Annotated in this window: 22 protein-coding genes and 1 pseudogene; 8 read left to right on the top strand and 15 right to left on the bottom strand. The window is 68.0% G+C overall.

The features are described 5' to 3' along the window. Positions 1–17 precede the first annotated feature (17 nt). Complete coding sequence (locus IEJ03_RS12100) at positions 18–638, bottom strand: TetR/AcrR family transcriptional regulator (RefSeq protein WP_192035105.1); 621 nt, start codon at positions 636–638, stop codon at positions 18–20. Positions 639–1000: 362 nt separating this feature from the next. Here IEJ03_RS12100 and IEJ03_RS12105 point away from each other — a divergent pair, with 362 nt between their 5' ends. Beyond that, a complete protein-coding gene (locus tag IEJ03_RS12105) occupies positions 1001–1477 on the top strand; it encodes a peroxiredoxin (RefSeq protein ID WP_192035106.1) in 477 nt (158 codons plus the stop codon). A 212-nt stretch (positions 1478–1689) separates the two neighbouring features. On the opposite strand, the gene IEJ03_RS12110 is transcribed toward IEJ03_RS12105, so the two are convergent. From IEJ03_RS12110 to IEJ03_RS12175, 14 genes and pseudogenes are all read right to left on the bottom strand, one after another. Further along, complete coding sequence (locus tag IEJ03_RS12110; protein ID WP_192035107.1) at positions 1690–2301, bottom strand: hypothetical protein; 612 nt, start codon at positions 2299–2301, stop codon at positions 1690–1692. 60 nt (positions 2302–2361) lie between these two features. Next, positions 2362–3270: a F0F1 ATP synthase subunit gamma gene (locus IEJ03_RS12115; protein ID WP_192035108.1), complete on the bottom strand. Its 909-nt coding sequence runs from the start codon at positions 3268–3270 to the stop codon at positions 2362–2364. Beyond that, positions 3270–4973 carry an alternate F1F0 ATPase, F1 subunit alpha gene (locus IEJ03_RS12120; RefSeq protein ID WP_192035109.1) on the bottom strand — a complete coding sequence of 568 codons (1704 nt, stop codon included), beginning with the start codon at positions 4971–4973 and terminating at the stop codon, positions 3270–3272. Before IEJ03_RS12120 ends, IEJ03_RS12115 begins: the two co-directional genes overlap by 1 nt. After that, a complete protein-coding gene (locus IEJ03_RS12125; RefSeq protein ID WP_192035110.1) occupies positions 4970–5788 on the bottom strand; it encodes a F0F1 ATP synthase subunit B in 819 nt (272 codons plus the stop codon). Before IEJ03_RS12125 ends, IEJ03_RS12120 begins: the two co-directional genes overlap by 4 nt. 3 nt (positions 5789–5791) lie before the next feature. Further along, positions 5792–6073, bottom strand: coding sequence for a F0F1 ATP synthase subunit C (locus IEJ03_RS12130; RefSeq protein ID WP_192035111.1), 282 nt, complete (start codon positions 6071–6073; stop codon positions 5792–5794). 31 nt (positions 6074–6104) lie between these two features. Beyond that, positions 6105–6824, bottom strand: a complete 720-nt coding sequence (locus tag IEJ03_RS12135; RefSeq protein ID WP_192035112.1) for a F0F1 ATP synthase subunit A — start codon at positions 6822–6824, stop codon at positions 6105–6107. Further along, complete coding sequence (locus tag IEJ03_RS12140; RefSeq protein ID WP_202884371.1) at positions 6808–7161, bottom strand: ATP synthase subunit I; 354 nt, start codon at positions 7159–7161, stop codon at positions 6808–6810. Before IEJ03_RS12140 ends, IEJ03_RS12135 begins: the two co-directional genes overlap by 17 nt. Next, on the bottom strand, positions 7154–7561 hold the full coding sequence (locus IEJ03_RS12145) for an AtpZ/AtpI family protein (protein ID WP_192035113.1): 408 nt from the start codon (positions 7559–7561) through the stop codon (positions 7154–7156). Before IEJ03_RS12145 ends, IEJ03_RS12140 begins: the two co-directional genes overlap by 8 nt. Continuing rightward, positions 7554–7976: a F0F1 ATP synthase subunit epsilon gene (locus IEJ03_RS12150; RefSeq protein WP_242457955.1), complete on the bottom strand. Its 423-nt coding sequence runs from the start codon at positions 7974–7976 to the stop codon at positions 7554–7556. Before IEJ03_RS12150 ends, IEJ03_RS12145 begins: the two co-directional genes overlap by 8 nt. 112 nt (positions 7977–8088) lie before the next feature. Beyond that, positions 8089–9489, bottom strand: a pseudogene (gene atpD, locus IEJ03_RS12155) (F0F1 ATP synthase subunit beta); the annotation flags it as partial. Then, the gene (locus tag IEJ03_RS12160) at positions 9486–9797 is read right to left on the bottom strand and encodes a chaperone modulator CbpM (RefSeq protein WP_242457956.1); all 312 of its coding nucleotides are present in this window, start codon (positions 9795–9797) and stop codon (positions 9486–9488) included. The pseudogene atpD and the gene IEJ03_RS12160, both read right to left, overlap by 4 nt. Further along, entirely contained in the window at positions 9798–10742 is a 945-nt protein-coding gene (locus IEJ03_RS12165; RefSeq protein ID WP_192035115.1) for a DnaJ C-terminal domain-containing protein, read from the bottom strand. A 96-nt stretch (positions 10743–10838) separates the two neighbouring features. Continuing rightward, on the bottom strand, positions 10839–11654 hold the full coding sequence (gene cobA, locus IEJ03_RS12170; protein WP_192037303.1) for a uroporphyrinogen-III C-methyltransferase: 816 nt from the start codon (positions 11652–11654) through the stop codon (positions 10839–10841). A gap of 46 nt (positions 11655–11700) precedes the next feature. Beyond that, positions 11701–14466: a nitrate reductase gene (locus tag IEJ03_RS12175; RefSeq protein WP_192035116.1), complete on the bottom strand. Its 2766-nt coding sequence runs from the start codon at positions 14464–14466 to the stop codon at positions 11701–11703. A gap of 514 nt (positions 14467–14980) precedes the next feature. On the opposite strand from IEJ03_RS12175, the gene IEJ03_RS12180 reads away from it, so the two are divergent. The 7 genes from IEJ03_RS12180 to IEJ03_RS12210 all read left to right on the top strand — a co-directional run bounded on the left by IEJ03_RS12180 (position 14981) and on the right by IEJ03_RS12210 (position 24013). Beyond that, positions 14981–15574 (top strand): ANTAR domain-containing protein, encoded by a 594-nt coding sequence (locus IEJ03_RS12180; protein WP_192035117.1) that lies wholly within the window; start codon positions 14981–14983, stop codon positions 15572–15574. Further along, a complete protein-coding gene (locus IEJ03_RS12185) occupies positions 15571–16596 on the top strand; it encodes a CmpA/NrtA family ABC transporter substrate-binding protein (RefSeq protein ID WP_192035118.1) in 1026 nt (341 codons plus the stop codon). Before IEJ03_RS12180 ends, IEJ03_RS12185 begins: the two co-directional genes overlap by 4 nt. 323 nt (positions 16597–16919) lie before the next feature. Beyond that, positions 16920–18236, top strand: a complete 1317-nt coding sequence (locus IEJ03_RS12190; RefSeq protein WP_192035119.1) for an FAD-dependent oxidoreductase — start codon at positions 16920–16922, stop codon at positions 18234–18236. Beyond that, a complete protein-coding gene (nirB, locus tag IEJ03_RS12195) occupies positions 18233–20743 on the top strand; it encodes a nitrite reductase large subunit NirB (protein WP_192035120.1) in 2511 nt (836 codons plus the stop codon). The genes IEJ03_RS12190 and nirB overlap by 4 nt, the downstream gene beginning before the upstream one ends. A 124-nt stretch (positions 20744–20867) precedes the next feature. Beyond that, positions 20868–21215, top strand: coding sequence for a nitrite reductase small subunit NirD (gene nirD / locus IEJ03_RS12200; RefSeq protein WP_242457957.1), 348 nt, complete (start codon positions 20868–20870; stop codon positions 21213–21215). Positions 21216–21348: 133 nt separating this feature from the next. After that, the gene (locus IEJ03_RS12205) at positions 21349–22401 is read left to right on the top strand and encodes a patatin-like phospholipase family protein (RefSeq protein WP_192035122.1); all 1053 of its coding nucleotides are present in this window, start codon (positions 21349–21351) and stop codon (positions 22399–22401) included. 199 nt (positions 22402–22600) lie between these two features. Next, positions 22601–24013, top strand: coding sequence for a PhoH family protein (locus IEJ03_RS12210; RefSeq protein ID WP_192035123.1), 1413 nt, complete (start codon positions 22601–22603; stop codon positions 24011–24013). Positions 24014–24028: the final 15 nt, after the last annotated feature.

A 24028-nucleotide genomic window follows, 5' to 3' on the forward strand; every position in this document is an offset into this window, starting at 1 on the left:
GGCTCGGGACTTAAGGCTCAGGACGACAGGCCGATGCCGCGCAGGATGATGCTGGTCACCGACTGCACGGCGCGCTCGAACTGCAGGTCGTCGAGCGGCACATCGTCGTTGAGCAGGCAGATCTGATAGTCGAAATCGGCGTAATGCTGGGTCGAGGCCCAGATCATGTACAACAGGTAGGAAGGATCGACCGGCAGGATCTGTTCGGCCTCGATCCAGCTGCGGATCTTGGCCTCCTTGAGCTTGGCCCATTCATAGAGGTGCTCACGCAGACAGTCCCCGAGCACTGGCGCGCCCTGCATCACTTCGGTGGCCCACACCTTGGACCCCGCGGCACGATCACGGGAATGCGTCATCTTGGCGCGAATATAGGTCGAGAGCACCACCCTCGGGTCGTCATAGAGCTCGAAGCACAGCGCATCCTGCTTCCAGACCTCGAGCAGCCCCAGCAGCACCTCGCGGTAAAGCTCCTCCTTGGTCGAGAAATAGTAGTGCACGTTGGACTTGGGGATCTCGGCAAGCTCGGCGATCTCACCGACCGATGCACCCGCATAGCCCTTCTCGGCGAAGACCTGCTCGGCCGCCAGCAAAATATTCTCGATATTTCGGCGCCGAATGCCGCCTTTTCGCTTGGCCATTTACTCTCTCGATCCGATGGAACTCCCTGGGACAGGGGGCCAGTCTAGCATCCTCCGCGCCTCACCGGCCTCAAGTCTTGGGCCCTACCTCAGGCGCTAGGGCTGGGTATCCACGTGGGCGCGATCACGATGCTCATGGGCTACAAGCGTGGCACCTCCTCGGCATGAGCCACGGCATCGCCCTGCCCTCAATCGAGAGGATCAGATGGTATCCGCTCGATCACGAGACGCAGCTCCAGCGCGGCCTGAGTCGTCAGCCATTGCCGGGCCGCCGGTTTCCCCCGCTTGCGCGCCCTTGCTAGAGTGAAGGCCCGCTGGCCGGCGAGACCGGCCGCGCCATTTGCCAACAAAGGAAGCGCCGCATGACTATTTCCGTAGGCGACAGGATCCCCGACGTCACCATCAAGACCAACGGCGCCAATGGCCCGGAAGACATCGCCCTGGGCGAGCTGTTTGCCGGCAAGAAGGTGGTGCTGTTCGCCGTGCCCGGCGCCTTCACGCCGGGCTGCTCCAACACCCACATGCCCGGCTTCGTGATCAAGGCCGACGACATCCTCGCCAAGGGCGTGGACACCATCGCCTGTCTGTCGGTGAACGATGCCTTCGTGATGGATGCCTGGCAGAAAGACCAGAACGCCCAGCAGATCACCATGCTGGCCGACGGCAACGCCGAGTTCGCCAAGGCCCTGGGCCTGGAGATGGACGTCAGCGCCGGCGGCATGGGTATCCGCAGCAAGCGCTTCGCCCTGATCGCCAACGACGGCGTGGTGGAATACCTGGGCGTCGACGCCAAGGGCGTGGAGCAGAGCAGCGCCGACACCGTGCTCGGCCAGCTATAAGCCAGACGACAGCGCTCCTCGACGACGCTCCTGGAGACAGGCCGGTGCATGACACCGGCCGTTGTATCCTCCCTCCCCCGCCCTTCTTCCGTCCTTCTCCCATCCGCACCTGACTGGAGACATGCCGCCCGAAAGCGCTGATCCGTCGTGCCCAGCGAACCGGTTACGCGGGTCCCCGGTCGCGTCGTGGGAGAGCGGTTCGGAGGATTCCCCTAGTCGCCAGGGCGCGTCGCAGCCTGCCGAGGCAAGACGGCCTTCCTGATGGCCTCTTCGCTGATATCGTCCACCTCGGAGAGCTGCACCATCAAGGCTTCCCCTTCCTCCAGCACCCGGTCGAATACCACGATGGAGGCCTGGGGAAATTCCGGGCATTTCTCGGCTTCCATCTTCACGTAGTAGAGCTGATTGATGAGGTTGTTGATGATGTGCTGGGCACTATAGAGCGTCGCCAGATAGATCTTTTCCTTTTCCCGTTCTCTCGCCATGGTGTGCAGCTCTTCCGTCTTCCTCATCCAGCTGATGGAAAGAATCGCGGTCACCCAGATCGCAAAGATGGCGAGCAACCGATTGAGCAGCACCTGCCAGGGTTCGCCCCCGGGCGGAGAGAAGTAATAGCCAAGCACCGTCATCAGCGTGCAGATGGCCGCCACCCCCACCACCCCGCGGCTGTCGCGAGTCCAGAGGGCCAGCAACACCGCCGCCACATAGGGCTCGCCCCCGGCGATCCCCCGCGGCAGCTGAAGATCCACGACAAAGACCAGCCCGATCAGTGCCGCCACCGACCCATAGCGCATCCAGCCCGACGAGGTCTCACGCGCAGGCATCATTCCCTCCCCGCCCGACCAGCCTATCCCCGGGGCATCGCGGTGTTCCGTTCACTGGCATCAAGGTGTCTCACCCCATCGCTGCGCCTCGAAGCCCGCGATGACGTCGAAGAGCTCGGCATCGATCGAGCCCTGGCGCAGGCGATGCAGGGTGCCGTGAAGCGTCTCCATCAGTTCATCGATGTTGCGATCGGCGCGCTCCATGGCCGCCAACCGGCTGGCATTCTCGCTGGCCAGCGACTCGGCACAGGCCCGGTAGAGCGAGATGAACAGGTATTCATGGATCAGCCCGCGCAGGGTGACGCTGCCCTGGCAGAGCACCTCGGGCAGGTTGTGGGTCGGCCAGGGAATCCTGGCCAGGCGCTGCTGCCAGGCCGCATCGAGCGGCAACAGCCGCTGATGGGTCGGCGCATAGAGCGAGCCGCGCTGGGGCCGGTTATGAAAGACGTAGAAGACGCCGGCATCGCGGTGGGCGTCACTCTCGAGCTGGATCTGCCCGACCAGCGCCGCGATGCCCTCTACCGAACCCGGCACGCCGAACTGCCCGGCCGGCTCAAGCCCCGCATCGACCAGCCGGGCGTAGACCCGCTCACCCACCGCCCATATTTCCGGCGTGCCCGGCAGCGCCGCGAGCACGCGGCCCGCCTCGTCGGCCACCCGATCGTTGAACCGGCCCACCAGCCCCTGATCGGAACCGAATACCACGGCACTGACCGGCCCCGTCGCCGAGCCAGCGCCAGCAGCACTCTCCGGGCACCCCTCTTCCGGCGCAGGCTGTACCAGGGCCGCCTCGCGAAAGCAGGCCGAGAGCCCCAACTCCACGGTGCGGGTATAGTCGGCCAGGGCCGTCACCGCGTGCTCGTACTGACCGATGCTCGAGGCCGCCAGCGCCTTCATGGTCTGCACCACCGCCTGCAGGTCGCCGGCGCTGTCGATCTTGCGGCGCAGGCTGGCCATGGTATCGATCATCAGGCGCCCTCCTTGTCGGCATCAGACGTACCGGCAGCGGTCGTCTGAAACGGGGTCAGTGCCTCGCGGGCCACGGCCAGCACCGCCTGACGATCCTCGCCGCTCAGGGTATCGGCGCTGGTGAAGCGTGCGCACAGCGCCTCGGGAAGCGTCGTGGCGGCGTCATGCAGGGCCTGCTCGGCGGCCGGCATCTGCTCGAGGGGCAGCGCGTCGAACAGCCCCTCGCTGAGCGCCAGCAGCAGGGTGATCTGCGCCGGCACCGCCACCGGCGCGAAGGCGGGCTGCTTGAGGCAGGCGCGGATGCGTCGGCCATGCTCGAGCACTTGGCGCGTCGCCGGGTCGAGCCGGGCGCCGAAGCGCACGAAGGTCTCGAGCTCCTCGAACTGGGCGTAGGCCAGTTTGAGATCGCCAGCCGCCAGCCGATAGGCGGCCCGCTGTGCCTTGCCGCCGACCCGCGACACCGACTGACCGATGTCCACCGCCGGCAGCACGCCAAGCTCGAATAGCGTCGGCGACAGGTAGATCTGGCCATCGGTGATCGAGATCAGGTTGGTGGGAATGTAGGCGGCGATGTTCTGGGCCTCGGTTTCGATGATCGGCAGGGCGGTAAGCGAGCCGCCCCCCAGTTCCTCGCGCAGATGGGTGGCGCGCTCCAGAAGCCGCGAATGGATGTAGAAGATATCGCCGGGGAAGGCCTCGCGTCCCGGTGGGCGTCGCAGCAGCAGCGACAGCTCGCGATAGGCCCGGGCGTGCTGGGTGAGGTCGTCGTAGACGATCAGCACGTCGCGGCCGGCCTCCATGAAGTGCTCGGCGATGCTGGTCGCCGCATAGGGCGCAATGTAGGACAGCCCCGGCGGCTGATTGCCCTCGGTGACCACTACCACGGTATAGGCCAGCGCCCCCTGCTCGCGCAGCACGGCCACCGCCTTGGCCACCGCCGAGGCCCGCTGGCCGATCGCGCAGTAGACGCACACCACGTCCTGCCCACGCTGGTTGAGGATGGCATCCAACGCGATGGCGGTCTTGCCGGTCTGTCGGTCGCCGAGAATCAGCTCGCGCTGGCCGCGGCCGATCGGGATCAGCGCATCGATGACCTTGAGGCCGGTCTGCAGCGGCACGCTGACCCGGGCGCGATCCATGATCGGCGCCGCCGGCCGCTCGATGGGCAGGCGCTCATCGGTGGCAAGCGCGCCTTGACCATCCAACGCGCGCCCCAGCGGGTCGATGATGCGCCCCAGCAGGCCCTCGCCCACCGCGACATCCACCACGCGGCCGGTGCGCTCGACATCATCGCCGGCCTCCAGCTGCCAGTAGTCGCCGAGCAGCACTACCCCGATGTCGTCCTCGTCGATGTTGAAGGCGATACCGTAAATCTCGCCCGGAAAGCGCAGCAGTTCCTCGAAGCCGACGTTGGGCAGGCCCGCGACCCGGGCGATACCGGTGGATACGCTAATGACGATGCCCACCTCGCGAGTCGACAGCGCAAAGGGCGTGCCCTCCCGCGTCTCGCTCAGGTCGGCGAAGGCCTCGGTGAAGACGGCTTCGAGGCTTGCCGGTGACACGGGCCCGACGTCACCAGGCCCCGGCGTCTTGCCGGTGTCAGCCTCGCCTTGGGTGCCGAAATCGGGGCGGACATCAGGAGCGGTATCAGCGCTGACATCGGCCGCGGGATCGGAACGGACATCACGCCGGACATCGTTCATGACGCGGCGTCCGGCGTGACCCTGTCCTCGAGCAGCGCGGCGACGGCCTGCGCCTGGGCATCGAGATAGCCCTCGAGGCTCCAGGCGAGCTGCTGGCCGTTGGCGGTAAGCTCGATGCCGCTGATCAGCTCCGGCGCCGTCTGGAATGCGATAGGAGTGCCTGCCGCGGGGCCATCGGGCGAGAAAGCCTGCGGAAAGCGCCGGGCGAGCGCCTCTTGAATCGCCGCCTGCTGGGCCTTCGGCAGCGGGAAGGCGCTGCGCACCCTGACGGACGATGCGCCCTTGGAAGCCGTAGGCTCGAGCGCCGCACCAAAGCGCTGCGCGGTGGCCTCGTCCATCGTAGCGAGACGCTTGAGAAACACCGCGACCAGGCGCGCCTCCAGACCCTCGTCGGCCATGTCACCAAGCGCCTGGCGGGTCATCGCGAACACCTCGTCCTGAGTCTGGCGCCGCAGGGCCTGGTTAAGCCGCTGAGCCTCGGTGCGCAGCGCGCTCTGGCGCTGATCGCGCATGGCATCCGCCGCCTGCCGGGCCTCCTCGATCAGCCGCGCACGCTCAGCCGCGGCTTCTTCGCTTGCCGTAGCCAACAGCTGAGTGCGCTGCGCCTCGAGTTCGGCATTTCGGGCATGAAAGCGCTCACGCTCCTCATCGGCCTCGGCCTGCCTGGCATCGGCGTCGGCGAGGGTCGCGGCGATCCGGCTCTCCCGGGCATCGATGGCATTCAGAATCGGCTGATAGAGAAAGCGCTTCATCAGCCAGACCAGAATGGCGAAGTTAAGCACCTGGGCCAGCACGGTGAACCAGTCGATCAGCATGGTTCAGGACCCCGAGCCCAGCGTGAGGGCATGATTCCAGAAGGGATTGGCGAAGATCAGGATCATCGAGACCACGAAGCAGTAGATGGCGGTGGACTCGATCATCGCCAGGCCAACGAACAGGGTGCGGGTAATGGTGGCCGAGGCGTCGGGCTGCTGGGCCAGCGACGTCAGGGCGGTGGACACCGCCTTCCCTTCACCGAGCGCCGGCCCCATGGTGCCAAACCCGGTGGTGATCCCGGCGGTAAAGATCGAGACCATCGCGATAAGCGTCATGCTGTCCATAGAAGTCTCCTTGATGAGAGGGAAAGACACATCACCGCGGGGCCTCGGCGTCGACAGGCGCTGGGGCCTCGGGCTTCGGCCTGGGCTTTCGCGTGCGGGTGGCGGCCGCGATATAGACGGTGGCCAGGATGCTGAAGATGTAGGCCTGCACCATGCCGGTGAGCAGGCCCAGCAGGTTCATGATGATCGGGAACAGGAAGGGCGTGATGGATAACAGAATGGCGATGATCAGGGTGCCACTCATCATGTTGCCGAACAGGCGCACCGCCAGCGCCAGCGTGCGCGACAGCTCGCTGATGATATTGAAGGGCAGCATTACCACGGTGGGCTGCATGTAGGAGCGTAGATAGCCCCCGAGACCCTGCTCGGTGATACCGAAGAACGGCACCGCCACGAACACCGTCAGCGCCAGGGCCACGGTGGTCGACAGTGAACCGGTCGGCGGTTCGTAACCGGGAAGGATGGTGGCGAGACTCGCCGCGGCCACGAACAGGAACAGGGTGCCGATGAAGCCCAGATACTGGCGCGGCTGATCGAGCCCCACGTCGCGGATCTGCGCGACGATGCCGGTGACGATGATCTCCAAAAGGTTCTGCCAGCGCGAGCGCTCGTGGCTGCTCGACAGCCGGCGAGTGATCAGCCGCGAGCCGACCACCAGCACCAGCATCAGTCCCCAGGTGGAGAGAATGGTGGCGTTGAGCTTGAGCACGCCGAACTGCCAGAAGATGATCTCGTCAGGGCTCAGGCGCATGGCGAGCCTCCTTGGCTGGGGCGGCATCCGCTGGGCGGGTCCCGCGAGTGAGCCAGGTGATCGCTCCGCGGGCGATGAGAAAGCCGACCAGACAAGCCAGCAGCCGCGGCCACTGATCGCCGGCCACCAGGTAGAAGCCCGCGAGGGTCACGCCCAGGCGCACCGCGAGGCTTGCCAGAAACCACTGCGCCGGTCGCGTCGAGACGAGCCCGCGGCGCACTGTCCAGTAGAGCCCACCGAAGAAGAAGGCGCCGAGCGCCAGTCCCGCCAGTCCCGCCGGGGCCAACGTGAACGACTCGAAAACCATCTGGATAACCCCGCTGAATCGCTCAGTCATGTCGGTGCTCCTCTTCATCCGCTGGCGCCTGGGGCTCAGCCTTCGCGTCTGCCTGGGTCTCGGCCCCATCGCCGTTGCGCTGCGCGTCGTGGATGGCCCGATCCTCCTTGGCCACCCAGTGCCAGGCGTTCCAGCAGCCGATCACCAGCCCGATCAGCAGAAGCGTCAGGGTCCAGGACGGCGGGCCCGGATGGCGCTTGTCGAGCCACACCCCGATCATCGCCCCGGCGAGGGTCGGCACCACCACCGACCAGCCGATCAGCCCCATCATGCCGAGCCCGAACCACACGCCCTGACTGCGGTGGCGGCGCGCCTTGAGCTTGCGCGCTGCCTTGGCACCGACCTGCTCCGCGAGGCTCGGCCTGTCCTTATCGCCCCCCCTCCTCGGCGCGTCAGTCATGCCCGAAGCCCGCGAAGCGCTTGAGGAAGCCGCTTTCCAGCTTGGCCATCACCGAGCGCACCCGCTTTTCCTGCTCGTCCACGCTGAGGAAGGCCTGCTCCACCGCCGCACGCAGCTCGGCGAGATCGCGACCCACCAGCGCCCGGCGCACCGACACCAGCACCTGCTGCCCGGCCTTGACCAGCACCCCTTCGTCCACGGCGACATAGCGCTCACCCTCGGCGGCGGTTTCATAGATCAGGATCCCCGGCGCCAGCGCGGCCACGCAGTCGAGCCGCCGGGGCAGCAGGCCGAAGGCCCCCTCACCGGTTTCGGCTACGATCCGCGACACCCCCTCGATCTCGACGAACACCTGGAAGGGCAGCAGCACCTTGAAGGTCATCAGCGCCTCAGGGGGCATCGCTTGAGTCGGCATGGCCGGCCTCCTCGTTGCTGCGCTCCACTTTGCTGTGCTCCTTTTTGTTGCCCCCCTTTTCGCTGCTCTCCTTCTTACTGAGCTCCTCATCGGTGTCCCCGCGACCCGCGTCCCCGCGACCCGCGTCGCCCGCCTTGAGCCTTGCCTCATGGATGGCCCCGATCATGTACAGGGCACTTTCCGGCACGTCCTGGAACTCGTCGGCCAGGATGCGCTCGCAGCCGTCCAGGGCGTCCTCGAGGCTAACCAGGCGGCCGGTGAGGCCAGTGAACTGCTCGGTGGTGAAGAACGGTTGGGTGAGGAAGCGCTCCAGCCGGCGGGCCCGGGCCACCACCCGGCGATCCTCCGGGGAGAGCTGCTCGAGGCCGAGCATGGCGATGATGTCCTTGAGCTCCGCGTACTGGGCGAGGGTGCGGCGTATCTCCTGGGCCAGCCGGTAGTGGCGCTCACCGACGATGCCGGGGGTCGCCATCTTGGAGCTCGACTGCAGCGGGTCGATGGCCGGGTACAGGCCTTCGCTTGCCCGCTTGCGGGACAGCACGATGGAGGCGGACAGGTGCGAGAAGGTGTGCACCGCGGCCGGGTCGGTGAAGTCATCCGCCGGCACATAGACCGCCTGGATCGAGGTGATGGCGCCACTGTCGGTGTTGGCGATACGCTCCTCGAGCCCCGAGAGCTCGGTGCCCATGGTCGGCTGGTAGCCGAGCCGCGAGGGCATCTGGCCCATCAGCCCCGACACCTCGGCGCCGGCCTGGATGAAGCGGAAGATGTTGTCGATCAACAGCAGCACGTCGCGGTGCTCGTCGTCGCGGAAGTACTCGGCCATGGTCAAAGCGGCATGGCCGACCCGAAAGCGCGCCCCGGGCGGCTCGTTCATCTGCGCGAACACCATCACCATGTCGGGCAGCACGCCGGCCTCCTGCATCTCCCGGTAGAGCTCCTCGCCCTCGCGGCAGCGCTCGCCGATGCCGCAGAACAGGCTGACGCCCTGCTGGCTGCCCACCATGTTGTGGATCATCTCGGTCAGCAGCACCGTCTTGCCCACCCCGGCACCGCCGAACAGGCCCGCCTTGCCGCCCCGCTCCAACGGCACCAGCACGTCGATCAGCTTGATGCCGGTCAGAAAGATCGCCGACTGGGTCGAGCGCCTGGCCAGCGCCGGTGGCGCCCGATGCACCGAGCGCCACTCGACCGGATCCGGTGCGGGCAGGCGGTCGATGGGCCGGCCGAAGACATCGAACATCCTCGACAGGGTCTGGCGACCCACCGGGGCCTTGAGCGGGGCGCCGCTGTCGACCACCGGCATGCCGCGCGAAAGCCCCTGGGTCGGGGTCAGGGCGATGCCGCGCAGCCGGTGGGCATCGAGCTGTGCCAGCACCTCGATGACGATCTGCTGCTCGGCGCCGGCCCGCAGGATGGTGTGGATCGGTGGCAGGCGGGCGGCGAAATGTACCTCGACGACGCTGCCACGTACCGCCACCACCACACCCTGGTTCGCCTCGAGGGCGCTCACTCCAGCCCCGTCGCGCGCAGCCGGGCTCGCAATCGCTCGACTTCCTCGAGCAGGTCGGCGACCAGGGCCGCGAGTTCCGGCTCGGCCTCGAAGTCCCGCTCGACCCGGCGCAGACGCCGAGCCCGGGTCAGGTCCCGGCTGGTGAAGCGCTGGCTGGCCACATAGCGGCTGCCATCGGCCAGCAGGCCGCTCTCGAGGCGCTCGATGACCCAGTCTGACTCCACCGCACAGGCCCGGGCCAGCTCCTCGAGGGTCAGCGCGGCCTCGTCGATCAACTCACCCCTCGCGGCATCATCGTCTGCCATCATCTAACCTCCCTTGCGCCGGCGCGGGTCGAAGTCGAGCTCCAGCGCCATGGTGGCGTAGAGCTCGCGGGCCTTGTCGCTATCCGCCGGCGGCAGCACCACCTTGAGTTCCACGTAGAGATCGCCCGGCTCCCGGCCGGGGATGCCACGCTCCTTGAGGCGCAGCCGGCGGCCGCTCTGGGAGCCGGCCGGCACCTTGAGCCTGACCGGCCCGGCGGGAGTCGGTATGTCGATGCTGGCCCCAAGGGCCGCCTCCCAGGGTGTCACCGGCACGCTGTTGAACACATCACGGCCCTCGACGCGAAAGGCCGGGTCGGGACGGAAGTGGATCTCCAGGAACAGATCGCCCGGCGGCCCTCCGCCGAGGCCCGGGCTGCCCTGCCCCGTCAGGCGGATGTGCTGGCCTTCCTTGACCCCCTTGGGAATCTTCACGCTGAGACGATGCTCCCGGGTCACCACCCGCCCCTGCGCATCCATCTCGGGCACCTGCAGGGTGATGGTAGGGTTCGCGCCCTGGTAGGCGTCGGCCAGGTCGATCAGCACCTTGGCATGGCGGTCCTCGCCGCGCCGCTGATAGCCGCCGCGACTGGATCTCTCGCGGCGCCCGGCCTGGCCGAAGAGGTTGGCGAAGAAGTCGCTGAACTCGTCCGCCTCGGCTCCCTCGAAGCCGCGGCCAGTGAACTCGAAGCCCGCATCCCAGTCCGGCGGCGGGCGGAAATCCTGGCCCGCTCGATAGTCCTGGCCCAGCTGGTCATAGGCGGCCCGCTTCTCGGGATCGCTCAGCACTTCCTTGGCCTCGTTGATCGCCTGCATGCGCGCTTCGGCATCCGGTTCCTTGCTGACATCCGGGTGATACTGGCGGGCCAGCTTGCGGTAGGCCTTCTTGATCTCCGCGGCGGTGGCGGTCTTCTCCACCCCGAGGGTCTGGTAGTAGTCCTTGAATTCCACCTGGCCGGGCTCCGGGCAAGCGTGGCGGCGGGCCACGAATCAACGCCGATGCCTAAAAGCTAGCCGAAAATCCTCACGCCCGGGGAATGATATGGCTCACGCCATGGTCAATCCCGCCGGTGCGGCGGGGGAATGCTCGACCATGCGCACCACGCTGCCGACCACGATCAGGCAGGGTGAGGGCAGCGGGGTCTCGGCGAGACGCGTCGGCATGTCGGCGAGGGTGCCGGTGAGGGCGGCCTGCTCAGGCAGGCTGGCGTTGGCGACCAGCATGATCGGCCAGTCCGCGGGCAACCCGGCCCCGCGCAGCCCCGCACAGATCGCCGCGACCTTCGACAGCCCCATGTAGAACACCAGGGTCTCGTCGCGGCGGGCAAGCGACGTCCAATCCGGCTCGCCACCCTCGCGACACAGCTGGGCGGTGACCAGCCGTAGCTGCTGGGCATGGGCCCGGTCGGTGAGCGGGATGCCGAGACTCGCGGCGGCCGCCGAGGCGGCGGTGATGCCCGGCACGATCGCGGCCGGCACCTCGGCCTCGGCCAGGGCGGCGAGCTCCTCGCCCATGCGCCCGAAAACGCCCGGGTCGCCGCCCTTGAGACGCACCACCGACTTGCCCTCCCGGGCCAGACGCACCAGCAGCGCGCCGATCTCGGCCTGAGGCACGCTGTGCCGTCCCCGGGCCTTGCCGACGTAGTAACGCTCCCGTCCGGCGGAAATCAGCGCCAGGACGTCATCGCCGACCAGCCGGTCGTAGACCACGGCATCGGCCTCGCGCAGCAGACGGGCGGCCTTAAGGGTCAGGAGCTCGACGTCGCCGCTGCCGGCGCCGACCAGGTAGACCGTGCCGGGGCGACAGCCACCGGACGCTCGCGGCGCCACCTCAAGGGACCGCGGCAGGCCACCGCCCCGCATCCGCCGCGTCAGTTCCTGGCCCAGTCGGGCGAGCAGGCTCAGGGCCTCAGACGGCTTGGTTTTCCAGCTTCTGGTCAGGGCGCGCATGGCGGGCCTCCTCTTCGGCACTGTCTTCGATAAGGGACTTGAGTTCGGGAATGCAGCTGCCGCACTGGGTGCCGCAGGCGAGTCGGGCGCCCAGGGCCTCGACGCTGGTGTCACCGGCATGAATCGCCGCGACGATGGCCTGCTGGCCGACCTGGTGGCAGCTGCAGACCAGCGGGCCGGCATCGGCCTCGCCACTGTCGCAGCCCGCCAGCAGCCGCCGGCGCTGGCTCTCCGCGAGCGCCTCGCCCCCGGCCGCCTGGGCGAAACAGGCATCCAGCCAGCCAAGGCCCGGCAGCTCCGCCGGCGGGCCTACCATCAGCCACCAGCGCAGGCGGCCCTGTTCCACACCGGCGGCGCGCAGGCGACCATGGGTCGGGTCGGCACACCACAGGGTCGGCGCCACCGGCAGCCAGGCCGCGAGCCGTTCCAGCCAGGCCTCGAGGGGCTCATCGGCCCCGACTGACTCGCCACCGGCCAGCTGCCAGCGCTCACCATGGGACAGCGGGATACGCGCCCAGTAGGCGGTCTCGTCGCACCAGGCGGTCTCGGTCGGCAGGTCGTCGGCGACCAGCAGGGTCGCCTCCCAGGCGGTCGCCAGCGGCGAGAGCGCCACGGCGCCGTGCTTGGATTCCGGCTGCCCCGACAGCGGGTCGAGGTGCGCGGCAAGCAGCCCGCCCATGCGCGCCCGCTTGGTGAACTGGTCGGTCCAGTGCATCGGCACGAAGACCTCGCCCCGGCGCTGCCCCTTGGCGAGGCGCACCCGGCCCAGGTAGTCGCCGTCGGCGCCGCTGAGCCGCGCCAGCTGCTGATCGCCGAGGCCGGCGTCGACGGCATCCTCCGGGTGCACCTCGATGAAGGGCTCGGCGCGATGGTTCATCAACCGCGGGGCGCGGCCGGTACGGGACATGGTGTGCCACTGGTCACGTACCCGCCCGGTGTTCAGGCGCAGCGGTCGCGTCGCGTCGAGGGCCTGCGCCGGACCCCGCGGGCGCACCGGCAGCAGCCGGGCGCGACCGCTCGGCGTGGCGAAGCGGCCATCCTCGAACAGCCGCGCGGTGCCATGGGGGGCGGCCGCCGTGACCGGCCACTGGATCGGCGCCAGGGCGTCATAGCCGGCCCGATCGAGCCCGGCGAGCCCGGAGATGTCGAAGAGCCGAAAGCCCTCGCCCCGCGATGCGGCATCGTTCTCGAAGCCGGAGAGCCTGGCATGCTCGTCGAAGATCTCGGCGGGATGCGTGTAATCGAAGGCCTCGCCATAGCCCAGGCGGCTCGCCACCTGACTGATGATCCACCAGTCATGGCGGGCCTCGCCAGGGGGCGACAGCATGCCGCGCTGGCGCGAGAGGCGTCGCTCGGAGTTGGTCACGGTGCCGTCCTTCTCGGACCAGGACGACGCCGGCAGCACGATGTCGGCGTAGGGCAGCAGGTCGGTGTTGGCCATGCATTCGGAGACGATCACCAACGGACACTTGGCCAGCGCCGCGCGCACCCGGTTGGCCTCCGGCAGGCTCACCGCCGGATTGGTGGCCATCACCCACAGCGCCTGCACCTCGCCGCGCTCGATGGCGTCGAACAGGGCGATGGCCTTGTGGCCGGGCCCCTCGGGCAGGGTCGGTGTCAGGGTCTCGGTGGCCCAGAAGCGGGTCACCCGATCGATGGCCCCGGGGGTGTCATAGTCCATGTGGGCGGCCAGCTGGTTGGCAAGCCCGCCGACCTCGCGCCCGCCCATGGCGTTGGGCTGGCCGGTGATCGAGAAGGGACCGGCGCCGGGCAGGCCCAGTTTGCCGCCGGCCAGGTGGCAGTTGATGATGGCGTTGCACTTGTCGGTGCCGCTGCTCGACTGGTTGATGCCCTGGGAGTAGAGGGTGACCACGTGCAGCTGGCTTGCGAACCAGTAGTAGAAGGTCTGCAGCGCCTCGGGGTCCAGGTCGCAGTCGGCGGCGATCGCCTCCAGCGAGGTGTCATCTTCCCGGGCGGCGGCCAGCGCCTCGTCCAGACCATCGGCATGGCCCTCGAGATAGACGCGATCGAGCCGCCCCCGGTCCGCCATGAAGGTCAGCAGGCCGTTGAACAGGCGGGCGTCGCTGCCCGGCGCCAGGCCCAGGTACAGATCGGCGATCTCGCAGCTGTCGGTGATCCGCGGATCGATCACCACCACCCGCATCAGCGGATTGCGCGCCTTGGCGGTACGCAGGCGCTGGTAGAGCACGGGGTGGTTCCAGGCCAGGTTCGAGCCCACCAGCACCACCAGCTCCGCCTCCTCCAGGTCCTCGTAGCTGCAGGGCACGGCATCGGCGCCGAAGGCGCGCTTGTAGCCGGCCACCGCCGAGGCCATGCACAGCCTGGAGTTGGTATCCAGGTGCGGGGTGCCGAGGAAGCCCTTGAACAGCTTGTTGGCGACATAATAGTCCTCGGTGAGCAGCTGCCCGGAGAGATAGGCCGCCACGGCCTGGTCGCCATAGACCTGCCGGGTCGTGGTGAGCCGCTCGGCCACGGTGGCAAGCGCCGTCTCCCAGTCGACCTCGACGCCGTCGACCCGTGGCCGGGTCAGGCGCCCCTGGTGGCCCAGGGTCTCGTGCAGCGCCGAGCCCTTGACGCACAGCCGCCCGTAGTTGGCCGGGTGCTGCTGGTCGCCACTGACCCCGCTCAAGCTCGCGTCCTCCACATCGGCCAGCACGCCGCAGCCGACCCCGCAGTATGGACAGGTCGTTCGCACCTGGTGCATCCGGCTCTCCCCCCGTTCTCGCTGGTGGGCCGGGTCCGCGGCGCCCGGTACAAGTCGCCGGCGCCGCGGACCGCCCAACAAAAAGGCGCCCGACTCCCTTGCCGCTGGGGCAGGAAGCCGGACGCCGTTGTCTGGATGGAGGCACCGCCCTTGGCGCCTCGCTGATCAACCATTAAGCAAGCCGCGTGCCATATCACGACGAACAGGGCTCCGGCCCCGCCACGGCGGGGTATCTGGCGGATCAGGCAGGCACCCCCAGCCCGGAACGACGCCGGCCGACGGCTCGCCGACGCACCATAAGGCGACACGTTTCCCCCCCCCTGCACCAGCGGCGCGCGCGATAGCGATACCTCCGGTTGAGTCGGGCCTCGCCCGGGGTGGCAAGGCATCGCCAACTGCCCGGAAACAGTGCATTGGCAGACAAGATGCGGCAAAACGGAACATTACTTGCATGACCCTGATTGGCTCACGAGGAGTCACGTCTTTCGTCCATCGAACACCGCGAGTCCCTGCCATGCCCCCACCGCTGAACATCCTGCTGGTCGACGACGAGGTCGTGCGCGCTGCCATGGTCGAGGAGGCCCTCACCCACGAGGGCCATCGGGTCATCTGCCGCCTGCAGAGCCCCACCAGCCTCAACGAGATGGTGGCTCGCCACGAGCCCGATGTGGTGATCATCGACATGGAATCACCGGACCGCGACACCCTCGACAGCATGGCCCTGCTCAACCGGGAGAATCCTCGCCCGGTGGTATTCTTCGCCGACCAGCATGATTCCGACACCATGCAGGCGGCGCTCAAGTCCGGGGTCAGTGCCTATGTGGTCGACGGCCTGGTGCCGGGGCGGGTGCGGGCGATCATCGATGTCGCCATCGCCCGCTTCGATGCCTTCCAGTCGATGCGCAGCGAACTCGACAAGGCCCGCAACAAGCTCGCCGAGCGCAAGCGCATCGAGCGCGCCAAGGGGCTGCTGATGCAGCACCAGGACTGCGGCGAGGAGGAGGCCTACCGCATGTTGCGCAAGATCGCCATGGATCGCAGCCAGCGCATTTTTGAGGTGGCCAAAAGCGTCATCGATATTCTCGAACCTCTGGAGAAGGGCCAATGACTATGCCGCAAGACGCCGAACTCGACCGGCTGACGCTGGGCTTCGTGCCACTGATCGACTGTGCCCTGCTGGTGGTGGCCCGCGAACAGGGCTGCTTCGCCGACCAGGGCCTCGAGGTCACGCTGTCGCGCCAGAACGCCTGGTCGACGCTGCGCGACCGGGTCGCCGCCGGCCTGCTGGATGGGGCCCAGATGCTCGCCCCGCTGCCGCTGGCCATGAGCCTGGGCCTCGGCCGCGCGCCCTGCGACACCCTGGCGCCGATCACCCTGGGACGCCACGGCAACACCATCGCCCTCTCCCATGAGATCGCCGAGGCGAGCGGCGCCCGGCTCACCGAAGACCCGGCGACAAGCGCCCGGGCGCTCGCCGCCTACCTCACCCTCCGGGGCGATCGCCGGCTACGCCTGGCGATGGTCTATCCGCATTCCTGTCAGCACTATCAGCTGCGCCAGTGGCTGTCGCTTGGCGGCATCGATCCCGATGAGGACGTGGAGATCACGGTGCTGCCGCCGCCGCAGATGGTCGAGGCCCTGGCAGCCGGGCGCATCGACGGCTTCTGCGTCGGCGAGCCCTGGGGGTCGCTGGCCGAGTCGCAGCAGGCCGGGCGGCTCGTCGCCACCGGCGCCCAGCTGTGGCCGGGCTCCCCCGAGAAGGTACTGGGGGTGACGCGCTCCTGGGCGCACCGCTACCCCGCGACCCTGGCGCGCCTGATTCGCGCCCTGCGCGATGCCAGCGAATGGCTCATGGCCGACCCCGCCCACCTGCGAAAGGCGCGGGACTGGCTGGCCCTGCCCCCCTACCTGGATCGCTCGATGAACCACCTCGAGACCCTGGCGCTGGACAGCGGCCACATCGCCCAGCAGCTGTATGGCCCCGGCATCCTGCGTCCCGATCCCGATGCCGCCGGGCGCTTCGCCGAACATATGGACCAGCAGATGCGCCGCCATGGCCGTCGCCTGGATCGCGCCACCCTCGAGGAATGCTACAGCCCCGTGCATTTCGACGCCGCCACGCACCAATGATGGGCATGACGGCCCGCCAGCGGGCCGTCCCGGCGCCCTCGGCCATTTCATAACCCGCTGCCAATAAAGGAAAAACATAAGAAAGCCGGCCCCTTGGCCGGCCCCTTGCAAATAGCCTTTCAGCAGTTTCCCTGTCCTCAGGGACCACAACCAGAGGTGGGTGGCGATCAACGACGGTCGCCGCCACGCCACGGACGAAGACGTCCGGCCAGGTGCTACCGCGCGTTGCGGTGGCCCCTGACCGGGCGTCTTTTTTTTGCGCTCCCGCCGAGGCTCTCAACGGCGGATGGCGCCAAGGCAATGACCGCTGGAGGAGAGGCACCATGACCCCTCACCCGACGCCTACCCCCGAGCACCTGGTGATCATCGGCAACGGCATGGCAGGCCATCGCCTGCTCGAGGCCCTGCTCGAACGGCCCGGCCGCCCGGCCCGCATCACCGTGATCGGCGAGGAAACCGTGCCGGCCTATAACCGCATCCTGCTCTCGCCCTGGCTGGCCGGCGAGATGACGCGCGAGGCGCTGACCCTGCGCGAGACCGCCTGGTACTCAGACCAGGGCATCGAACTGCTGCTCGGTGATCGGGTCGCCGACATCGATGCCGGGGCAAAGCGGCTCACCACCCGGGGCGGCCGGTCGCTCACCTACGACCGCCTGGTGCTGGCCACCGGCTCGCGCCCGGCGATGCCTGCCGTCGAGGGCATCGGCCTCGACGGCGTGCATGGCTTTCGCGATCTCGAGGATGCCCGGGCCCTGACCCGGGCCGCCACTCGGGGCGGCCGGGCGGTGGTGGTCGGCGGCGGCCTGCTGGGCCTCGAGGCCGCCGAGGGGTTGCGCAAGCAGGCCAAGGCCACGCAGGGCCGCGAGATGGCCGTCAGCGTGCTGCAGCGCGCGGATCGGTTGATGAATCGCCAGCTCGATGCCACCGCGGCTCGGCTGCTGGAAGACGAACTCGCCGCCCGCGGCCTGTCCATCGTCACCGGTGCCCGCCTGGCGGCCCTGGAAGGCGACGCCCGGGGCCGGGTCTGTGCCGTGCACCTGGAGGATGGCCGACGGCTGGCCGCCGACTGCGTGGTGATCGCCGCCGGCATCACGCCCAACGCCGAGCTCGGCCAGGCCGCCGGCCTCGCGGTGGAGCGCGCCATCGTCGTCGACGAATTTCTCACCACCTCGGATCCGGCCATCCACGCCCTCGGCGAATGCTGCCAGTTCCGGGGCACCACCTACGGCCTGGTCGAGCCGATCTGGCGTCAGGTCGAGGTGCTGGCCGATCGCCTGAGCCAGCGCCAGGACGCGGCCCTGCCCGGCTACGTCGAACGCCCTACCGCCACCAAACTCAAGGTCAGCGGCGTCTCGCTCTTCGCCTTCGGCCCCATCGAGCCGGAGGACGACCACGAGGTGCTGACCTACCACGACCCGCGCCAGGGCGACTACCGCCGTCTGCTGTTGCGCGACAACCGCCTCGAGGGCGCCGTGCTCTATGGCGATACCGCCGCCGGCCCCTGGTACTTCGAACAATCCCTGGCAGGACACGACCTTTCGGCCTGCCGCCAGGCGCTGATGTTCGGCGCCGGCGATGCCAATGCCCTGCTCGACGACGCTTCTTCCCCGTCACCCGCCACTCAGGAGGCCGCCGCATGACGACATCCACCCCCCAAGAACTGATCATCATCGGTAACGGCATGGTCGGCCACCATCTGGTCGAGCAGCTGATCGAACGCGGCGCCACCGAGCAGTACCGCATCACGGTGTTCGGCGAGGAGCGTCACCGCGCCTACGACCGCGTCCACCTCTCCGAGTACTTCTCGGGGCGTGACGCCCAGTCGCTGGCCATGTGCGATGCGGACTTCTACGCACAGAACGGCATCGAACTGCGTCTCCACGAAGCGGTGACCGCCCTCGACCGCGACAAAGGCGAGCTGGTGACCGATCAGGGCCGCTACGCCTACGACCGGCTGGTGCTGGCGACCGGCTCCTACCCGTTCGTGCCGCCGATCCCCGGCAACGACCGCGAGAACTGCCTGGTCTACCGCACCCTGGACGACCTGGACGACATCCGCGCCGCGGCCGAGAAGGCCAGCACCGGCGTGGTGGTGGGCGGTGGCCTGCTGGGCCTGGAGGCGGCCAACGCCCTGCGCGGGCTCAACCTCGACACCGCCGTGGTCGAGTTCGCCCCACGCCTGATGCCGATGCAGGTCGACACCGAGGGCGGCGAGTTGCTGCGCGAGAAGATCGAGGCGCTGGGGGTCCAGGTGCTCACCGGCCGCGCCACCCAGCATATCGAGGACGGCGAATCCAGCTTCCATCGCATGGTGTTCCAGGACGACAAGGTGCTGGAGACCGACCTGATCGTGTTCTCCGCCGGCATCCGGCCCCGCGACGAGCTGGCCCGGGACGCGGCCCTGGAGCTGGGCGAGCGCGGCGGCGTGATCATCGACGACCGCTGCCTGACCAGCGATCCGGCGATCCTGGCCATCGGCGAGGTGGCGCTGTGGAACAACAGCATCTTCGGCCTGGTGGCGCCCGGCTACCAGATGGCCAAGGCCGCCGCCGATACCCTGCTCGGAGGCGGGCTGACCTTCGAGGGCGCCGACATGAGCACCAAGCTCAAGCTGCTCGGCGTCGATGTGGGCGCCATCGGCGACGCGCATGGCAACCAGAACCCCGGGGCGCGGATGTTCCGCTACCTGGATGAGATCAAGCAGGAATACCGCAAGCTGGTGGTCTCAAGCGACGGAAAGAAGCTGCTCGGGGCGATGCTGGTGGGGGACAACGCCTACTACGACACCCTGATGCAGTACTACAGCAACGGCCTGGCGCTGCCGGAGGACCCGGCGTCGCTGATCCTGCCGTCCACCGAGGGAGCACCGACCCTGGGCGCCGACGCCCTGCCCGACGGGGCGACCATCTGCTCCTGCCACAACGTCACCAAGGGCGCGATCTGCGAGACGATCGACGCCGGCGCCGGCGACCTGGGCGCCATCAAGGCAGAGACCAAGGCCAGCACCGGCTGCGGTGGCTGTGCCGCCCTGCTCAAGAGCGTGGTCGACCATGAGCTCGAGGCCCGTGGCGTCGAGGTCGACCGCTCGATCTGCGAGCACTTCGCCCACACCCGCCAGGAGCTCTACTCCCTGGTGCGCGTCGAGGGCATCAAGACCTTCAGCGAGCTGATGGAGAAGCACGGCGCCTCATCGACCCCGAGCCTTGGCTGCGACATCTGCAAGCCGGCGGTGGCCTCGATCCTCGCGTCCTGCTTCAACGAGCCGATCACCGATGCCGCCCATATCCCGCTCCAGGACACCAACGACACCTTCATGGCCAACATGCAGAAGAACGGCACCTACTCGGTGGTGCCGCGCATTCCCGGTGGCGAGATCACCCCGAGCAGGCTGCGGGTGCTGGGTGAGGTCGGCGAGAAATACGGCCTCTACACCAAGATCACTGGCGGCCAGCGGGTCGATCTGTTCGGTGCCCACCTCGAGGACCTGCCGGACATCTGGAGCGAGCTCATCGACGCCGGCTTCGAGACCGGCCATGCCTATGGCAAGTCGCTGCGTACCGTGAAGTCCTGCGTGGGCAGCACCTGGTGCCGCTACGGCGTGCAGGACAGCGTGGGCATGGCGATCCATCTCGAGAATCGCTACAAGGGCCTGCGCTCGCCCCACAAGCTCAAGTTCGCGGTCTCAGGCTGCACCCGCGAGTGCGCCGAGGCCCAGAGCAAGGACATCGGCGTGATCGCCACCGAGCACGGCTGGAACCTCTACGTCTGCGGCAACGGCGGCATGCGACCGCGCCATGCCGAGCTCTTCGCCACCGACCTGGACGACGAGGCGCTGATCCGCACCATCGACCGCCTGCTGATGTTCTATGTGCGCACCGCCGACCGCCTGCAGCGCACCTCGGTATGGCGCGAGAACCTGGAGGGTGGCCTCGACTACCTGAAGGCCGTGATCCTCGACGACAGCCTGGGCATCAATGAGGAGCTCGAGCAGCAGATGGCCGCGGTGATCGACAGCTACGAATGCGAATGGGCCAACGCCATCCAGGACCCCGAGAAGCTCAAGCGCTTCAGAAGCTTCGTCAACGATGCCCGCCCGGACCCGGACATCATCGTGACTGAAGAGCGCGGCCAGCTGCGCCCGGCCTGACACCACCGGCACGCCACGGCCCCAACGAGCGCCGTGGCGCCGCCGGACGCGGCAACCGGCGCCATCATCGACCATTCGAGGACTTCCCATGACCAGCGCAACCGCACAAGCAAAGACCCCCCCCATGACACAGACCTGGCACCCCCTATGCGGCAAGGGTGATCTGGTCGCCTTCTCCGGCGTCGCCGCCTGGATCGAGACGCCTGAGGGACCGGCCCAGGTGGCCCTGTTCTACCTGCCCGGCCATGCCACCGAGCTCTACGCCCTGGATCATCATGATCCCTTCTCCGACGCCAACGTCATCGCCCGGGGCATCGTCGGCGATAGCCAGGGAGAGCCGGTGGTGGCGTCACCGATCTACAAGCAGCACTTCCGGCTTGGCGACGGCCAGTGCCTGGAAGACGAGGCGGTGCGGCTGCGCTGCTGGCCGGTGCGCTTCGAGGGGGAGCGGGTCCTGATCGACCTGGGCTGACATCCCGCCCGGGCGCGGCCAGCCCTGGCGCGGCCAGGGTGCGGCGGCTATGCTGCCTAGCATAAGCCTCATATTGCAGCGCACCATATCGTCCCGTCGGGCCCCGTGCCTGCACACGCCCCAGGGGAATCCCATGGCCGACCCCAAGACCATCGATCTCGCCCTGCAGGGCGGCGGCGCCCACGGCGCCTTCACCTGGGGAGTACTGGACAAGCTGCTCGAGGACCCGCGCATTCGCATCGAGGGCATCAGCGGCACCAGCGCCGGGGCCATGAACGCGGTGATCATGGCCGACGCCCTGACCCGCGGCGATGAGACCACCGCCCGCGAGGCCCTGGAGCGCTTCTGGCGAGCGGTCAGCCGGGCCGCCATGGGCAGCCCCATCCGCCGCTCGCCGCTGGACGTGATGAGCGGCACCTGGAGCCTCGATCATTCGCCGGGCTTTCTGTGGCTCGACCTGATGACCCGGCTGGTGTCGCCCTACCAGTTCAACCCGATGAACCTCAACCCGCTGCGCGACCTGCTTATCGAGCATGTCGACTTCGCCCGCGTGCGCGCCTGCGAGGACCTCAAGCTGTTCGTCTGCGCCACCAGCGTCACCACCGGGCGCCAGCGCATCTTCCGTCGTGCCGAGATGAGCGCCGATGCGGTGATGGCATCGGCCTGCCTGCCCTTCCTCTTCCAGGCCGTGGAGATCGACGGCGAGGCCTACTGGGACGGCGGCTACACCGGCAACCCGCCGCTGCTGCCGTTGATGGCGGAGTGCAGCACCCGGGATATCGTCATCGTGCAGATCAACCCGATCCGTCGCGACACCGTGCCGACCAGCGCACCGGAAATCCTCAACCGCCTCAACGAGATCACCTTCAATGCCTCGCTGAACAAGGAGATCCGGCTGGTGGCAATGCTCAAGGACCTGGCCGGCGAACTCGACAGCGCCTACTGCTGCTATCGCGACGCCCTCTTCCACCGCATCAGTGCCGACGAGGCCCTGGCGGGGCTCTCGGCCTCCAGCAAGATGAACGCCGAGTGGCCCTTCCTGTGCCGGCTGATGGAGCAGGGCCGCGCGGTGACCGCCGACTGGCTCGACGCCCACCATGAGGCCCTGGGGACGCGCTCGACGCTGGATATCGACACCATCTATCCGGCCGAGGGCGGTTCGACGCCAAGCGTCGGCACAGCGTGAAAGCCCTCACTGGCGCCATGCACGGCGACGGCGCATGCTAGGGACGTAAGGAAACTCCACCCGAGACGGGAGGCGCCACGACAGAAGAGCGTTAGGCAAGGAAGGCGACACTGGCCAAGACCGGCGGATGAGTGTCATGCCCCTGTAAGGGCTCGCTGCCAGTGTCGGAACAGCGGTTAACCAAGGAGTGTTCCTGCCGATGGTACGAATCGACAAGAAAGCCACCCGGCTTTACGTGCTGGACACCAATGTCCTAATTCATGACCCTGCCGCCCTCTACCAGTTCGAAGAGCATGACGTGGTCATCCCCATGACCGTGCTGGAAGAGCTCGACAAGCACAAGAACGGCATTCGCGAGATCGCCCGTACCGCCCGCCAAGTCAGCCGCACCCTCTCCGACATCACCAGCCGGGTCAGTTTCGACGAGATCCAGGCCGGCATCCCGATTCCCGGCTCCATCGGGGTCACCGGCCGCCTGCGCTTTCTCTGCTACAACGACCTGAAACCGCTGGACAACCTGGAAGATAGCCCCGACAACCGCATTCTTGCCGAGACCTGCCGGCTGCGCGACGACCGCCCGGACGCCTCGGTGATCCTGGTCACCAAGGACATCAACCTGCGTGTCAAGGCCGCCGCCCTGAAGGTGCCGGTCGAAGACTACCTCAACGACCGCGCCTTCTCCGATCTCGACGCCATGACCGAGGGCGCTCGGATCTATCCCGAAGCCGGCGAGCACGGCACCGGCCTGTGGGAAGACCTCAACGTCGAGGTCAGGGTCGAGCGTGCCGACCATCACACCTACTACCAGCTGAGCGGCGAGATGCCCACCGACTGGCATGTCGGCATGCTGGTCTCAGACGGCGAGAACGGCGCCAACTTCGAGGCCATCATCCGCGAGCTGGGACCGACCAGCGCGCGGCTTCAGCTGCTCACCAACTACCGCCATCACGCCGGCGTGTGGGGGGTACACGCCCACGACAGCCGCCAGAACTTCACCCTCAACCTGCTGATGGATCCGGACATCGACCTGGTGACCATCGCCGGCAACGCCGGCACCGGCAAGACCTTCATGACCCTGGCCGCGGCACTCGAGCAGACGCTGGACATGAAAGGCTTCGAGCGCATCGTCTTCACCCGGGCGCCGATCCCCATGGGCGAGGATATCGGCTTCCTGCCCGGCACCGAGGAGGAAAAGATGTCGCCCTGGATGGGCGCCTTCCACGACAACATGGACAACCTGCTGCGCGACGAGAAGGACGGCTCATCGAGCTGGAACAATGATGCCACCCGCTCGCTGATCGGCTCGCGGGTGCAGATCCGCTCGCCCGGGTTCATGCGCGGGCGCACCCTCAATGACACCTTCCTGATCATCGACGAGGCGCAGAACTTCACGCCCAAGCAGCTCAAGTCGCTGATCACCCGCGCCGGGCGCAACACCAAGATCGTCTGCCTGGGCAACGTCGGCCAGATCGATACCCCCTACCTCACCGCCAACACCTGCGGCATGGCGGCCGTGGTGCAGAACTTCCGTGACTGGCCCCATGCCGGGCACATCACGCTGAGAAGCGTCGAACGCTCGCGGCTGGCGCTGGCCGGCGAGGAGCTGCTCTAGGCGGCCAGACCGTCA

Source organism: Halomonas sp. YLGW01 (assembly GCF_014840935.1).
Classification (GTDB): domain Bacteria; phylum Pseudomonadota; class Gammaproteobacteria; order Pseudomonadales; family Halomonadaceae; genus Onishia.